Source organism: Mesorhizobium sp. LHD-90, assembly GCF_030929505.1.
Classification (GTDB): Bacteria; Pseudomonadota; Alphaproteobacteria; order Rhizobiales; family Rhizobiaceae; genus Kumtagia.
The window spans coordinates 1-14375 of the sequence record NZ_JAVFVV010000007.1; the positions used below are offsets into that span (position 1 = coordinate 1).

The 14375-nt window shown below is 64.8% G+C and carries 18 protein-coding genes and 1 pseudogene; 17 read left to right on the forward strand and 2 right to left on the reverse strand.

What is annotated here, in order from left to right; genetic code table 11:
- Positions 1 to 197: 197 nt before the first annotated feature.
- On the reverse strand, positions 198 to 941 hold the full coding sequence (gene phnF, locus RB623_RS11100) for a phosphonate metabolism transcriptional regulator PhnF (RefSeq protein ID WP_308056873.1): 744 nt from the start codon (positions 939 to 941) through the stop codon (positions 198 to 200).
- A gap of 100 nt (positions 942 to 1041) precedes the next feature.
- On the opposite strand from phnF, the gene phnG reads away from it, so the two are divergent.
- From phnG to phnN, 13 genes and pseudogenes are all read left to right on the forward strand, one after another.
- Positions 1042 to 1497, forward strand: a complete 456-nt coding sequence (phnG, locus tag RB623_RS11105; RefSeq protein WP_308056874.1) for a phosphonate C-P lyase system protein PhnG — start codon at positions 1042 to 1044, stop codon at positions 1495 to 1497.
- Positions 1497 to 2108 carry a phosphonate C-P lyase system protein PhnH gene (phnH, locus tag RB623_RS11110; protein WP_308056875.1) on the forward strand — a complete coding sequence of 204 codons (612 nt, stop codon included), beginning with the start codon at positions 1497 to 1499 and terminating at the stop codon, positions 2106 to 2108. The genes phnG and phnH overlap by 1 nt, the downstream gene beginning before the upstream one ends.
- A 3-nt stretch (positions 2109 to 2111) precedes the next feature.
- Positions 2112 to 3221, forward strand: coding sequence for a carbon-phosphorus lyase complex subunit PhnI (locus RB623_RS11115; protein WP_308056876.1), 1110 nt, complete (start codon positions 2112 to 2114; stop codon positions 3219 to 3221).
- Positions 3218 to 4042: pseudogene (locus tag RB623_RS11120) on the forward strand (alpha-D-ribose 1-methylphosphonate 5-phosphate C-P-lyase PhnJ); the annotation flags it as partial. The gene RB623_RS11115 and the pseudogene RB623_RS11120, both read left to right, overlap by 4 nt.
- 161 nt (positions 4043 to 4203) lie before the next feature.
- Positions 4204 to 4980 (forward strand): phosphonate C-P lyase system protein PhnK, encoded by a 777-nt coding sequence (gene phnK / locus RB623_RS11125; protein WP_308056877.1) that lies wholly within the window; start codon positions 4204 to 4206, stop codon positions 4978 to 4980.
- A gap of 9 nt (positions 4981 to 4989) precedes the next feature.
- Positions 4990 to 5697, forward strand: coding sequence for a phosphonate C-P lyase system protein PhnL (phnL, locus tag RB623_RS11130; protein ID WP_308056878.1), 708 nt, complete (start codon positions 4990 to 4992; stop codon positions 5695 to 5697).
- The gene (locus tag RB623_RS11135) at positions 5697 to 6395 is read left to right on the forward strand and encodes a DapH/DapD/GlmU-related protein (RefSeq protein WP_308057154.1); all 699 of its coding nucleotides are present in this window, start codon (positions 5697 to 5699) and stop codon (positions 6393 to 6395) included. Before phnL ends, RB623_RS11135 begins: the two co-directional genes overlap by 1 nt.
- Before the next feature lie 113 nt (positions 6396 to 6508).
- A complete protein-coding gene (phnC, locus tag RB623_RS11140; protein ID WP_308056879.1) occupies positions 6509 to 7348 on the forward strand; it encodes a phosphonate ABC transporter ATP-binding protein in 840 nt (279 codons plus the stop codon).
- A 32-nt stretch (positions 7349 to 7380) separates the two neighbouring features.
- Complete coding sequence (phnD, locus tag RB623_RS11145) at positions 7381 to 8370, forward strand: phosphonate ABC transporter substrate-binding protein (RefSeq protein WP_308056880.1); 990 nt, start codon at positions 7381 to 7383, stop codon at positions 8368 to 8370.
- Between the two features lie 79 nt (positions 8371 to 8449).
- Positions 8450 to 9268: a phosphonate ABC transporter, permease protein PhnE gene (phnE, locus tag RB623_RS11150; RefSeq protein ID WP_308056881.1), complete on the forward strand. Its 819-nt coding sequence runs from the start codon at positions 8450 to 8452 to the stop codon at positions 9266 to 9268.
- On the forward strand, positions 9268 to 9972 hold the full coding sequence (locus RB623_RS11155; protein ID WP_308056882.1) for a DUF1045 domain-containing protein: 705 nt from the start codon (positions 9268 to 9270) through the stop codon (positions 9970 to 9972). The genes phnE and RB623_RS11155 overlap by 1 nt, the downstream gene beginning before the upstream one ends.
- Before the next feature lies 1 nt (position 9973).
- Positions 9974 to 11113 (forward strand): alpha-D-ribose 1-methylphosphonate 5-triphosphate diphosphatase, encoded by a 1140-nt coding sequence (locus RB623_RS11160; RefSeq protein ID WP_308056883.1) that lies wholly within the window; start codon positions 9974 to 9976, stop codon positions 11111 to 11113.
- 25 nt (positions 11114 to 11138) lie between these two features.
- The gene (gene phnN / locus RB623_RS11165; protein WP_308056884.1) at positions 11139 to 11708 is read left to right on the forward strand and encodes a phosphonate metabolism protein/1,5-bisphosphokinase (PRPP-forming) PhnN; all 570 of its coding nucleotides are present in this window, start codon (positions 11139 to 11141) and stop codon (positions 11706 to 11708) included.
- A 14-nt stretch (positions 11709 to 11722) separates the two neighbouring features.
- Here phnN and RB623_RS11170 read toward each other — a convergent pair whose 3' ends face one another.
- Complete coding sequence (locus RB623_RS11170; RefSeq protein ID WP_374121665.1) at positions 11723 to 11926, reverse strand: hypothetical protein; 204 nt, start codon at positions 11924 to 11926, stop codon at positions 11723 to 11725.
- Between the two features lie 335 nt (positions 11927 to 12261).
- Between RB623_RS11170 and RB623_RS11175 the strand changes: the two genes are divergently transcribed.
- From RB623_RS11175 to RB623_RS11190, 4 genes are read left to right on the forward strand one after another with little or no spacing between them, the layout of a single operon-like run.
- A complete protein-coding gene (locus RB623_RS11175) occupies positions 12262 to 12702 on the forward strand; it encodes a TIGR01244 family sulfur transferase (RefSeq protein WP_308056885.1) in 441 nt (146 codons plus the stop codon).
- Between the two features lie 16 nt (positions 12703 to 12718).
- On the forward strand, positions 12719 to 13609 hold the full coding sequence (locus RB623_RS11180) for an MBL fold metallo-hydrolase (RefSeq protein ID WP_308056886.1): 891 nt from the start codon (positions 12719 to 12721) through the stop codon (positions 13607 to 13609).
- Entirely contained in the window at positions 13606 to 13953 is a 348-nt protein-coding gene (locus RB623_RS11185; protein ID WP_308056887.1) for a metalloregulator ArsR/SmtB family transcription factor, read from the forward strand. Before RB623_RS11180 ends, RB623_RS11185 begins: the two co-directional genes overlap by 4 nt.
- Positions 13946 to 14374 (forward strand): YeeE/YedE family protein, encoded by a 429-nt coding sequence (locus tag RB623_RS11190; RefSeq protein ID WP_308056888.1) that lies wholly within the window; start codon positions 13946 to 13948, stop codon positions 14372 to 14374. Before RB623_RS11185 ends, RB623_RS11190 begins: the two co-directional genes overlap by 8 nt.
- Position 14375 lies beyond the last annotated feature (1 nt).

Below are 14375 nucleotides of genomic sequence, written 5' to 3' on the forward strand. Positions count from 1 at the left end.
GGGACCAACTGATCCAACGTCACAATTTCGAGCGCGGTCTGTTCGGGGACGGGTCGCTTCAACATGACCCAGTGAATCAAAAACCCCCGGCTAATGCCAGGGGTTTGTCAGCAGTCTGAGCCCGCCACTCAGGTGGCGGGCTTCTTTGCATAGGGATTTGCTTCCCTGCTTCACATCTTGCGACCAGGCGCCCCAAATCAACTGCGATTACCGACGACCAGTTCGACGCGGTCGGCCGGAAACCGCGTCACCGAATACTGGATCGGCGTGCCGGACAGATCGGCGTTGAGCGCCCGCGTGACGATGACGATGGCGCCGGGCGCAAGCTGCAGCTCCAGCGTGTCGGTCTCGTCGGCGTGGCGCGCCTCTATCCCGGTCGAGGCGCGGCGATAGTCGGCGACGCCGCAGGCCGCCAGCGTTTCCGTGATCGATCCGGTCCTTGCAAAGATGTCGGCGATTCCCGGGAAGCGGTCCGCGTCGAACCATGAGGTCGCGCGAGAGACCGGCACGCCGTCGGCCGTTCCGAGGCTCTCGATGCGTATCAACCCATCACCGGCCTTGAGGCCGAGCGCGGCAGCGACCGGTTCGCGCGCCGGCTCGTTCGCAGCGCTCATCATTTCGCTGCGCGTCTCACGCGCCTGGTCGTGCAGGCCCGCGGAAAACCGCGTACGCTCGCCGATAGGGTAGACGAGCCGCTTCTGGCGACGGACATAGGTGCCGCGTCCCTGTTGCGATTGCAGCACGCCTTCATGCGCCAGCGCCGAGATCGCGGCGCGCACCGTATGGCGGTTGACGCCAAAGCGTTCGGCAAGCTGGGATTCGGGCGGCAGCCGGCCGTTCGCATCGGCCAGCCCGGTGGCGATACCGTGGCGGATGCCGTCGGCGATCTGCCGCCACAGAGCCACACCAACCCCTCGCTGAAGCCCCGACCGCTTTTCCATTCCAGCCGCCTGCATGTTGTCATCCGTCCGTCACGGAGACACGGTAGGCATGAGGTAGCTTATCGAATTGTCTAGATCAATAGACAAATTGAGGACACCCATGGAAGCAGAAGCTCACATTGCTGCCCGGAAGAACCGCATGTCGGTTCTGGCGCGCTGCAAGGCCGGCAGGCTGCAGGAACTGTGGGACGGGCTGGGTCTCAGCCCCGTGCACAGGACCTTGCGCGGTCCGGAATCCGGCCTGGTCATGCTGCGCGGTCGGGTCGGCGGCACCGGCGAGGCTTTCAACCTCGGCGAGGCGACGGTGACGCGCGCCAGCGTCAAGTTGGAGGACGGATCGGTCGGCCACGCCATGGCGCTGGGTCGCGACGGCGCCAAGGCACGGCTTTCGGCAATCATCGACGCGCTCTGCCAGAACCTGGAAACCGCCGTGCTGATCGACGCCGAGATGATCGCGCCGATGCGGGCGGAGCTGGAGCGGGCCGACGAGACCCGCCGGCAGCAGACCGCCGCGACCAGGGTCGATTTCTTCACCATGGTGCGCGGAGAAGACTGATGCAGGCCGAAGCGCATATGCTCGAGGGCGGGTTCGCCGAACCGGTGCTGGAAGCCCAGGCGACGTTCCGCGCCGTCATGGACGCGATGGCGCGGCCGGCCCGCGCCGTGAAAACCGGGTCGCGTGCAGCACCGCCCGCGCCGCTGACGCCACTGGCGGGCGCGATCGCATGCACGCTGATGGACGCCGACACGCCCGTCTGGCTGGACCCACGGTTAAGCGGAAGCGAAGCGGTTCGGGTCTGGCTGGGTTTTCATACAGGCGTGCGCTTCGCCGCCGCCCCTACGGACGCAGCCTTCGCGCTGATCGGCGATGCATCTGACATGCCGCCGTTCGACCGGTTCGCCCAGGGGACGCAGGAGTATCCGGACCGCTCGGCGACCCTGATCCTCCAGCTCGACTCCCTAGAGGGTGGCGCGCCGCTGACGTTCCGCGGGTCGGGCATCAAGGGCGAGGCAACGATTGCACCACACGGCCTGCCGGCCGACTTCGCCGCGCAATGGGGGGAAAATACGAGACGCTTCCCGCGCGGCGTCGACCTGGTCCTGACGGCTGGCGACAGGCTCATAGGCCTGCCGCGGTCGGCGCGTCTCGTAGCGCGGGAGGGCTGAGCCATGTATGTCGCCGTCAAGGGCGGGGAAGCCGCCATCGACAATGCCCACCGTCTGCTGGCCGACCGCCGCCGCGGCGACCGCTCGGTGCCGGCGCTCACCCTTGACCAGATCGCCGAACAACTGGCGCTCGGCGTCGATCGCGTGATGAGCGAGGGCTCTCTCTACGATCGCCGGCTCGCGGCGCTGGCGATCAAGCAGGCGCGCGGGGACCTGATCGAGGCGATCTTCCTGGTCCGCGCCTATCGCACGACCTTGCCGCGCTTCGGTTGCAGCGAGCCGGTCGACACTAGCGCCATGATGGTCGAGCGGCGCATCTCGGCCTGTTACAAGGATCTTCCGGGCGGGCAACTGCTCGGCCCCACCTTCGACTACACACACCGCCTGCTCGACGAGGAACTGGACGGCGATGCCGAGGTCGAACCCGGCCATCAGCGCGCCGACGCCCACGAGCCGGTATCGCGCATCGCCGACATCCTTGGCGGCGAGGGACTGATCGAGGAGGACCTCGAACAGTCGCCGCTCGAAGAGCCGGGCGACATCAACCAGACGCCGATGGAGTTTCCGCTGTCGCGCGCAATGCGGCTGCAAAGCCTGTCGCGCGGCGACGAAGGTTTTCTGTTGGCGCTCGGTTACTCGACGCAGCGCGGCTACGCCCGCTCTCATCCGTTCGCAGGCGAGATCCGCATCGGCGAGGTCGAGGTGGAAGTCTTTTCGCCGGAGCTCGGCTTTGCCGTCCCGGTCGGCCGCGTCCAACTCACCGAATGCCAAATGGTCAACCAGTTCAAGGGTTCGGCCAAGGCGGCGCCGCAATTCACGCGCGGCTATGGCCTGGTCTTCGGCCAGTCCGAGCGCAAGGCGATGGCAATGGCGCTGTGCGACCGCGCGCTGCGCGCCGAGGAACTGGGCGAGGACATCGTCGCCCCGCCGCAGGACCAGGAGTTCGTCATCTCCCACTGCGACAACGTGCAGGCGACCGGCTTCGTCGAGCATCTGAAGCTGCCGCACTATGTCGACTTCCAGGCCGAGCTCGGCCTCGTGCGCGCCATGCGCGCCGAACATGCGGAACGTCAGGCCGAAAGCCTCCCGGACATGAAGGAGGCAGCGGAATGAACGCACCCACCTACAACTTCGCCTATCTCGACGAACAGACCAAGCGCATGATCCGGCGCGCCATCCTGAAGGCGGTCGCCATCCCCGGCTACCAGGTGCCGTTCGCCAGCCGCGAGATGCCGATGCCCTACGGCTGGGGCACCGGCGGCGTGCAGGTGACCGCCGCGATCCTCGGGCCGGACGACGTGCTGAAGGTCATCGACCAGGGTGCCGACGACACCACCAACGCCGTGTCGATCCGAAAATTCTTCCAGCGCGTCGCGGGTGTCGAGACGACGACCAGCACCCCTGAGGCGACTATCATCCAGACCCGCCACCGCATTCCCGAGTTGCCGCTGCATGAGGGCCAGATACTGGTCTACCAGGTGCCGATCCCCGAGCCGCTGCGCTTCCTGGAGTCGCGCGAGACCGAGACGCGCAAGATGCATGCGCTCGAGGAATACGGGCTGATGCACGTGAAGCTCTACGAAGACATCGCCCGCAACGGCCATATCGCGACCACCTACGCTTACCCGGTGAAAGTCGAGGGCCGCTATGTGATGGATCCTTCGCCGACGCCGAAATTCGACAATCCGAAGATGCACATGTCGGCGGCGCTGCAACTCTTTGGCGCCGGACGCGAGAAACGCATCTATGCGCTGCCGCCGCACACCGAGGTGATCAGCCTCGACTTCGAGGACCATCCTTTCGAGGTACAGCGCTTCGACAAGCCTTGCGCGCTGTGCGGCGCTGAAAACGTCTATCTCGACGAGGTGGTGCTGGACGATCGCGGCGGCCGGATGTTCGTCTGCTCCGACACGGATCATTGCGAGACGCGGCGCCAATCCCTCCCCCTTGAGGGGAGGGTCGGCGGCGAAGCCGCCGGGGTGGGGTCGTCTAAGACGTCCGCGACCTCAATCTTCGATGCCGTCGTGCATGCGGAGGGTACCCCACCCGGCCGGACTTCGTCCGGCCACCCTCCCCTCAAGGGGGAGGGATCCCGGTGAGCGATCTCCCGCTTCTCTCCGTCCGCTCGGTCACCAAGACCTATGGCGCGCGCGCCGGCTGCGCCGATGTCAGCTTCGACGTCTGGCCGGGCGAAGTGCTGGCCGTGGTCGGCGAGTCCGGCTCTGGCAAGACGACGCTGCTCAACTGCATCTCCACGCGGCTTGCACCGACATCCGGCACGGTCTCGTACCGCATGCGCGACGGCGAAATGCGCGACCTCTACCGGCTGGGTGAAGCCGAGCGGCGGTTCCTGCTGCGCACCGACTGGGGTTTCGTCCACCAGAATCCGGCGGACGGGCTGCGCATGACGGTTTCGGCCGGCGCCAATGTCGGCGAGCGGCTGATGGCGATCGGCGACCGCCACTACGGCAGGATCCGCGACACCTCGACCGACTGGCTGGGGCGCGTCGAGATCGACGCGGACCGCATCGACGACCAGCCGCGCGACTTTTCCGGCGGCATGCGCCAGCGCCTGCAGATCGCGCGCAACCTGGTGACCGCGCCGCGCCTCGTCTTCATGGACGAACCGACCGGCGGCCTCGACGTCTCCGTGCAGGCACGCCTGCTCGACCTGCTGCGCGGGCTGGTGAATGACCTCGGCCTTGCCGTTATCATCGTCACCCACGACCTCGCGGTGGCGCGTCTCCTGTCCCACCGGATGATGGTGATGAAGGACGGCCGGGTCGTCGAGCACGGCCTGACTGACCGCCTGCTCGACGATCCGCAGACGCCCTACACGCAGCTTCTTGTCTCTTCGATCCTGCAGGTCTGAGGCCGCGCCATGTCCCCTGTCCTCGTCGTGTCCCGCCTCGCCAAGACCTTCACCATGCATCTGCGCGGCGGCATCGAGCTGCCGGTGATCGCCAATGCCGCCTTCGCCTTGCATCCCGGCACCTGCGCCGTGCTCGGTGGTCCCTCGGGCGCCGGCAAGAGCTCCATCCTGAAGATGCTCTACGGCAACTATGCCGCCAATTCCGGCCGTATCCTCATCCGCCATCGCGGCGACGAGATCGACCTCGTATCGGCCGATCCGCGCACCATTCTGGACCTGCGCCGCGAGACCATCGGCTATGTCAGCCAATTCCTGCGCGTCGTGCCGCGCGTCAGCGCACTCGATATCGTCGCGGAGCCGCTGGTCGAGCGCGGCACGGACCGTCAGGAAGCGGCGCGGCGCGCTGGCGAACTGCTGGCCCGGCTGAACCTGCCTGAACGTCTCTGGTCTTTGCCACCGGCCACCTTCTCCGGCGGCGAGCAGCAGCGGGTAAACATCGCGCGCGGCTTCATCACCGACCATCCGATCCTCCTCCTCGACGAGCCGACGGCATCCCTCGACGCGGTGAACCGCGCCGTGGTGGTCGATATGATCGCCGAGAAGAAACGCACCGGCGCGGCGCTGCTCGGCATCTTCCACGACACCGATGTGCGCAACGCGGTGGCGGACGTCGTCATAGACGTGACTGGCTTCGCTCCTGACCGAAAGGCAGCTTGATCGTGGCGCGCCTGTCCGAAACGCCTGTCGTCCATCCGTCCGCCAGGACCGAGAGCTGCACGCTCGGGCGCTACACCGAGGTGGCCGAAGGCGGCCGGCTGACCGAGACCGAGCTCGGCGATTATTCCTATGTCATGGAGAACTGCCAGAGCTGGTGCGTCACCATCGGCAAGTTCGCCAACATCGCCGCCTCGGTGCGCATCAATGCCACGCATCACCCGATGTCGCGGCCGACGCTCCACCACATCACTTACCGCGCTTCAGACTATTTCGACGATGCCGAGCATGAGGCGGATTTCTTCGCCGCCCGCCGCGCCCGGCGCGTGTTCATCGGCCATGACACCTGGATCGGCCACGGCGTCACCGTTCTGCCCGGCGTGACCGTTGGTGATGGCGCGATTGTCGGCGCCGGTGCGGTCGTGACGAAGGACGTGGCGCCCTACACGATCGTCGGCGGAGTGCCGGCGAAATTCATGCGCGAGCGCTTTCCGAAGGATATTGCCCGGCGCTTGCAGCAGCTTGCCTGGTGGGACTGGCCGCACGAACGGCTGCGTTTCGCCCTGGACGATTTCCGTTATCTCGGCATCGAGGAATTCCTGGAACGGCACGAGGGTGCGTCCTGGCAGGCGGCTGTGGATCGTCATGAAACTGACATCCGCACGACAACTGGGCTTCACGCTGCGGGGCTAAGCCCATGATGGGACATTGCGTTGCCGTGGCCTCCGTCGCCGGGCAACGCCGATAGGACGGCGGAAAGCTACCTTCGCAAAACAGCCTTTCGACTTCGACCGCGTGGCAAGGACGACATCCGATGACCGCCATTTCCATTCGAAACCTTTCGAAAAGCTTCGGCAAGAAGCGCGCTCTCGACAATGTCAGCCTGGAAATCCAGCGCGGCGAAATGGTCGCGCTGATCGGCGCGTCCGGTTCCGGCAAGAGCACGCTGATCCGGCACATCTGCGGGCTGGAGGTCGGCCAGGCCGGGCAAAGCACGGTCGAAGTGCTGGGCAGCTCGATCCAGCACGGCGGACGGCTGGCGACCAAGGCACGCGACATGCGGCGCAACATCGGTGTCGTCTTCCAGCAATTCAATCTCGTCGGCCGCCTTTCGGTGCTGTCCAATGTTCTGCTCGGCAATCTCGGCCGCATCCCCGCCTGGCGCGGCACGCTCGGCTGGTTCACGGCCGAGGAGAAGAAGGCAGCCCGGGAAGCCTTGGCACGCGTCGGCATTCCCGAGGTCGCATGGCAGCGTGCCTCGACGTTGTCCGGCGGCCAGCAGCAGCGCGCCGCGATCGCGCGCACGCTCGTCCAGCGCTCCAACATCCTGCTTGCCGACGAGCCGATCGCCTCGCTCGACCCATCCTCCGCCCGCCGCGTCATGGAGATCCTCGCCACCGTCAATCGCGAGGAGCAGATCACCTGCGTGGTGTCGCTGCATCAGGTCGAATATGCCCGCCGCTACTGCCCCCGCACCGTGGCGCTGCGCGACGGACGCATCGTCTTCGACGGACCGTCATCCGAGCTGACCAATCCGATGCTGGTCGAACTTTACGGAGCCAACTCCGAGGAACTGATTTTGCCGGAGGCGCCACCGCAACCGGCGAAACCGAAGCGCGTCGTTGAACCAGAACGCGTTCCGGCCTTCGCGTAACTCTCAAACCCACCTCAACAGGGAACGTAGCCATGAACGTATTCTTGAAGGGCGCGGCAGCCGCTGCCTTCGCCATTGCGCTGTCCGGCGCCGCCTTTGCCGAGGAGATCAACTTCGGCATCATCTCGACGGAATCGCAGCAGAACCTGAAGCCGAAGTGGGACCCGCTGCTTGCCGACCTCTCCAAGGCGACCGGCCTCGAGATCAAGCCGTTCTTCGCCTCCGACTATTCGGGCGTCATCGAAGGCATGCGCTTCGGCAAGGTGCAGATGGCCTGGTACGGAAACAAGTCGGCCATGGAGGCCGTCGACCGCGCCGACGGCGAGGTGTTCGTGCAGACCGTCGCCGCCAGCGGCGAGCCCGGCTACTATTCGCTCATCCTCGCTCCCAAGGACAGCAAGCTGAATACGGTCGAGGACCTGCTGAAATGCGACCAGTCGCTGAACTTCGGCCTTGGCGACCCGAACTCGACCTCCGGCTACCTCGTACCGATGACCTTCGTCTTCGGCGCCAACAAGATCGACCCGAAGACCTGCTTCAAGAACGTCACCAACGCCAACCACGAGACCAACGCGATGGCGGTGGCCAACGGCCAGGTCGACGCGGCAACGAACAACACCGAGAACCTCGCGCTGATCGAGAAGAACCATCCCGCCGCCTTCGAGAAGGTCAAGGTCATCTGGAAGTCGCCGCTGATCCCGTCCGACCCGCTGGTCTGGCGCAAGGATCTCTCCGACGAGACGAAGGCCAGGATCAAGGACTTCTTCCTGACCTACGGCACCGACAAGTCGAAGGGTGAAGTCGCCAGGGAAAGGGAAGTTCTGGCCGGTCTCGAATGGGCGCCCTTCCGCGCCTCCAGCAATGATCAGCTGCTGCCGATCCGCGTCATGGAACTCACCAAGTCGATCGCCAAGATCGAAGCCGACGCGTCGCTTTCCGATGCCGACAAGAAGGCCAAGATCGAGCCGCTCGAGGCACAGCGCGCCGAATTCGAAGCCAGGCTGAAGAGCATCCAGGGCTGATCCCGACGGCTCCCACGAGCCATCGTCAATCGCCTGCCGCAACCAACCGCAAGCGGCCGGCAAATCCCAGGAATTCGTCATGGACCAGAGCGCCAGGATCACGACCGTGGAAACCATCCGTCCGGAAGTGGAGCGGGATTGGTCCCGCAGCCTGTGGACCTGGGTTTCCTGGGGTGCGCTTGTTGCCCTGCTTATCTGGAGCTGGGTGCCGGCGGAGATGTATCGCTGGACATTCCTGTTCAGCGACGCCGGCAATATGGCGGAGTATGCCAGCGGTTTCGCGCGCCCCGATTTCTCGCAATGGCGCTACTACATCGACGAGATGTTCGTCACGATCCAGATCGCGCTGTGGGGAACCTTCCTTGCGGCGGTCTTCGCCGTGCCCTTCGGGATCCTTTCGGCGCGCAACATCGCGCCCTGGTACATCGTCCAGCCTGTCCGGCGCTTGATGGACGCCTGCCGGTCCATCCACGAACTGGTTTTCGCGGTCCTGTTCGTCGTCGCCGTCGGCCTCGGACCCTTTGCCGGCGTCATGGCGCTGTTCCTCCACACCACCGGCATTTTGGCGAAACTGTTTTCGGAGGCGGTGGAAGCCATCGATGCCCGCCCGGTCGAGGCGATCCGCGCCACCGGGGCATCGCGGTTGCAGGAAGTCGTGTTCGGCGTCGTCCCGCAGGTCATGCCGCTCTGGATGTCCTTCGCGCTCTATCGGTTCGAGTCGAACGTGCGGGCCGCCACCGTGCTCGGCGTCATCGGCGCCGGCGGCATCGGTCAGGTGCTGTTCGAATCCATCCGCGGCTTCTACTACCCGCAGGCTTCCGCCATGCTCATCATCATGCTGGCGACAGTGTCGCTCATCGACCTCCTGTCGCAGCAATTGCGCAAGCTGTTCCTGTGATGCGCTACGCTCTCTATTTCACCCCCGAGCCGAATGACGCGCTGACGCGCGCGGCGCAAGCGTGGCTCGGCCGGAACGCCTTCACCGGCGCGGCCATTTCGATGACCGCTCCCGCCGGCATTTCCCCCGGTGAATTCGGTTCGATTTCCGAAGAGCCGCGCCGCTATGGCTTTCATGCCACGCTGGTTGCACCGTTCCGCCCGCAGGACGGCCTTTCGCCGGAAGCCATGACAGATGCCGCCGACACTTTCGCGCAACGCTGCACGCCCTTCGTCATTCCGGGCTTGGCGATCACGCGGATCGGCGATTTCTTCGCTCTCACGCCGCCAGAATCCGGCGACGTCGCGGCCCTGGCGTCCGAAGCTGTCGATCATTTCAACAGCCTGCGCTCGCCATTGAGCACATCCGAGATCGAACGCCGCCGTCCGGAACGCCTCTCGGAGCGCCAGCGCGCCTATCTCGACCGTTATGGCTATCCCTATGTCAAGGAAGAGTTCCGCTTCCACATGACGCTCACCGGCCCGCTGGAGCCGGAAGTCGCCGCGCGTATCGAGCCGGCTCTGCAAAACCATTTCGCTCCGCTGCTGGCGCGGCCGGTTCCGGTCACGGCCGTCGCGCTGTTCGTCGAGCCCGCGCCCGGCGCCGATTTCATCGTCCGATCCATCCACAGCTTCGGCAGAGCCGAAGCGAGAAAGTCCGCCTGACATGCCGCAAGAAATCGTTCTCACCAACACACGGATCGTCCTCGAGGACGAAGTGATCGCGGGCACAATTGTCCTGCGCGACGGGCAGATCGCCGCGCTCGACACCGGCGTCGCCGGCCGCGGTGAAGACATGGAGGGCGATTATCTCATTCCAGGCCTTGTCGAACTGCATACGGACCATCTGGAATCGCACTATGCCCCCCGGCCGGGCGTGGTCTGGGAGTCGATCGCCGCGCTGCAGGCGCATGATGCGCAGGTCGCCAGCTCGGGCATCACCACTGTCTTCGACTGCCTGCGCCTCGGCTCAGACGAGGACGGCGGCTTCGAGCGCGGCGAGATGCGCGCCATCGCCGAGGCCATCGAGACGGCAGGCGCGCAAGACCGGCTGCGCGCCAGCCATCTGATCCACCTGCGTTGCGAAGTGTCGGCAAGCAATGTGCTCGACCACTTCGAGGACTTTCGCGGCGACCCGCAGGTCCGGCTCGCATCATTGATGGACCACGCGCCCGGCCAGCGTCAGTTCCAGACGCTCGATGCCTATACGCTTTACTACAAGAAGAAGCGCGGCCTGACCGACGCCGAGTTCGAGCGCTTCGTTGCCCGTCGCATCGAGGAGTCGAACCGATACGCCGCTCCGCACCGCCGCGCGATCGCCGATGCCTGCACCGAGCGCGGCATTGCGATCGCCAGCCACGACGACGCCACGATCGAGCATGTCGAGGAGTCGAAGGCTTTTGGCGTGCGGCTGGCGGAGTTCCCGACCAGCATGGAGGCGGCAAGGGCCTCGCATGACGCCGGCATGGCCGTGCTGATGGGCGCGCCCAACGTGGTGCGCGGAAAGTCCCATTCGGGCAATATCTCCGCCAAGGCGCTGGCCGACGCCACCGTGCTCGATGTGCTGTCGTCGGATTATGTGCCGTTCAGCCTCATCCACGCGCCCTTCCTGCTGGCTGACGAGGATGGCTGCATGACTTTGCCGGAGAGCATCAGGCTGGTTACCGCGACGCCGGCGGATGCAGTCGGCCTGAACGACCGCGGCCGCATCCGACCCGGCTTGCGCGCCGACCTCGTTCGGGTGCGCCATCGTTCCGGCATCCCCGTAGTGCGTTCGGTGTGGCGCGAGGGCCGCCGTGTCGCCTGAAGCCAACACAGCCCGCGAAGGCACGTTGATCGCCGTTGTCGGACCCAGCGGTGCCGGCAAGGATACGCTGATCGATTATGCGCGACAGCGCCTGAGCACGGACCCGTCCATACTGTTCGTGCGCCGTGTCGTGACACGGATCGCGCAGGCAAATGCCGAGGATCATGATACGCTCACGGTCGAATCCTTCGCCGAAGAGCGAACAGCAGGCAAATTTGCCGTGACCTGGCAGGCGCATGGCCTTCATTACGCCATTCCCTCGGACGCTCGCCTCCATGTCGTTTCCGGCGGTATCGCGGTCGTCAATGGTTCCCGCGCCGCCTTGCCGGCGATCTGCTCGGCCTTCGGGCGGGTTCTCACCGTACTCGTCACCTGCCGGCCGGACGTGCTTGCCGCCCGGCTTGCCGCGCGTGGCCGCGAAAACGCGCTGGAGCAGGGACTGCGTCTCGCAAGGGGGGCCATGCCATCAGACAAGCTGTCGCCTGCGATCGAGATCGACAACAGCGACGGCGTCGCCGTCGCGGGCAACGCATTGGTTGCGATCATCCACGACGCCATCGGAGTGGACCAGTCTGGACACATGCTACGGCCTTGACGCTTCGTGTCGTGTCAGCCGACGTCTTCCAGTTTCGGTCCTATAGGCGTTGCGCTGCAACGACCACCGTGGCGCCTTCTCGCCCCAGCCGGTACGGTTGCCGCCCCTTCCTCCGGTTCACCAAGCAACTCGGCGGCAATGCCGATCAGCGAACGCAAGAGATTGGCATCGAAGCTCTTCTCCACGAGCGCGCGCTGGTTCATCATGCCGTCGGTCATCGATCGTTCCTTTGAATCAGGTTGGACACAGCAACCCGACCCCTGCCGGGGAACATCGATGACCGTCCGCTGCGCCGCTCGCTCGCTACAGCGCTGTTGAGGGCGCACTTCACGAGCGGTTTTGCTACCGCCGAGCTACACCACCAACAGGGACGCGACCAATGACCGCCAGCGATTCCCTGTCGCGTCGGGGTCGTGGCGACCTACATCGCTGGCGCTTCAGATGGCCAATGCACTATATCAAAATAATTGCGAGATAATGATTGCAAAAAAATGCAATCGATAATATGTAGCTTGGCGAAGGCGATAACCCGCCATGCGCGAAGAGGTGACGTATGAAGAAAGTATCCGACAAACTTAGCATAGCGCCGCAGGTGATTGCCGATGACATTAGCCACGCCGCGGCAAACGGATTCGCGGCTATCATCAACAATCGTCCTGATAATGAGGAGGCGGGCCAGCCAAGCGCAGGCGAGAACCGGATGGTCGCTGAGCGCGAAGGTCTCTGCTACAGCCATATCCCGGTCGTGCCCGGACAGGTCAAAGAGTGGCAGGTACGCGCGTTTCAGAAGGCGCTTGCGGAAGCGAGAGGGCCCGTTCTGGCCCACTGCAAGACCGGCGCGCGTTCGACCACCCTCTATGTTATCGGCGAAGTTCTCGACGGGCGCATGAGCAAGGAGGAGGTGGCGCTGCTCGGCCAACGGCTCGGTTTTGATCTCTCCGGGGTGGTCAAATGGCTCGACGCCCACGGTCACCAATCTGTGCAACAGCCATAACTCGGGAGTGGGCCCAATGAACGCATCCAAGCCGCTGGTGAAGGGCTTTTTCGAGGAGCGCACCTTCTCCATCCAGTATGTCGTCGCCGATCCCGAGACCAAGAAATGCGCGATCATCGACCCTGTCCTCGACTTCGACGAAAAGTCCGGCGTCACCGCCACCACGAGCGCGGATGAGATACTCGCTTGTGTGAAGGGGCAGGGTTTCGAGGTGGAGTGGATCCTCGACACGCACCCCCATGCCGACCATTTTTCGGCAGCGCGGTACCTCAAGAGCAAGACCGGCGCCCCGACGGCTATCGGTGAAAAGGTCGTTGAAGTGCAGAAGCTCTGGAAAGAAATCTACAACTGGCCCGATTTTCCGGCGGATGGCTCCCAGTGGGACCGGGTATTTGCCGAAGGCGACACCTTCAAGGTCGGCAACATCCCCGCCCGCGTGCTGTTCTCGCCGGGCCACACGCTCGCCTCCATCACCTATGTGATCGGCGACGCGGCCTTCGTTCATGACACGCTCTTCATGCCGGACTCCGGGACAGCGCGAGCCGACTTTCCGGGCGGCAGCGCATCGCGCCTCTACAAGTCGATCATCGAGATCCTGTCTCTGCCGGACGAAACCCGGATCTTCACCGGTCACGACTATCAACCGGGTGGACGCGAGCCGCTCTGGGAATCGACCGTTGCCGAGCAGAAAGCAAGAAACACGCATATGTCCAAATGCGCGACGGAACGCGAGTTCGTGTTGGTGCGCGAGGCCCGCGACCGGACACTGTCGATGCCGAAGCTGATCCTTCACGCGCTGCAGGTGAACATTAACGGTGGGCAACTGCCCCAGCCGGAAGCAAACGGACGGCGCTACCTGAAGTTTCCGCTCGACGCCCTGCAGGGAGCCGCATGGGAGAACCAATGAAACTCGATCTGGAACCCGGCACGGCCGAACTGGTTGCCAACGCGGCGGAGGCGGCGGACTTTCTCAAGAGGTTCGCCCACCCGTCGCGGCTGATGATCGTCTGCGCGCTCGTCGATGGCGAGCGCTCAGTGCGCGATCTGGAGGACACCCTCGGCATCCGCCAGCCGGGCTTGTCCCAACAGATAGCCGAGCTGCGTGAGGCGGGTTTCATCACCGGCCGTAAGGAATCGAAGAACATGTTCTATCGGCTCGCGGACGGCCGGATTACCGAATTCGTCTCCCTGATGCACCGGATGTTCTGTGAGGTTCCGCAGAAACCTAACCACGGTACCAACGATGACTGAGTTTACTCCCTTCGCCTCCCTTATCGGAGGTATGATGATCGGCCTGTCGGCCGTGCTCCTGATGCTGTGGGAGGGGCGCATCGCCGGTATCTCCGGCATCGCCGGCCGCCTTCTACCACCGTATCGGGACAGCGCCTTCATGTCGCGCTTCGGGTTCGTGGCCGGGCTCGTGGCGGCGCCATTCACGATACTGGCGCTGACGGGCGAGGTTGTCGCGCAGACCATCTCCAGTAACGCAACTCTGATGTTGGTTGCGGGCTTGCTCGTCGGCTTCGGCTCCGTCTGGGGCAATGGCTGCACGTCCGGCCACGGCGTCTGCGGTCTGTCGCGGCTGTCCACGCGCTCGCTGGTGGCAACCGGCGTGTTCATGGCCACGGCCTTCGCCACCGTCTTCGTCGTCCGTCACTTGATCGGAGGCTGAT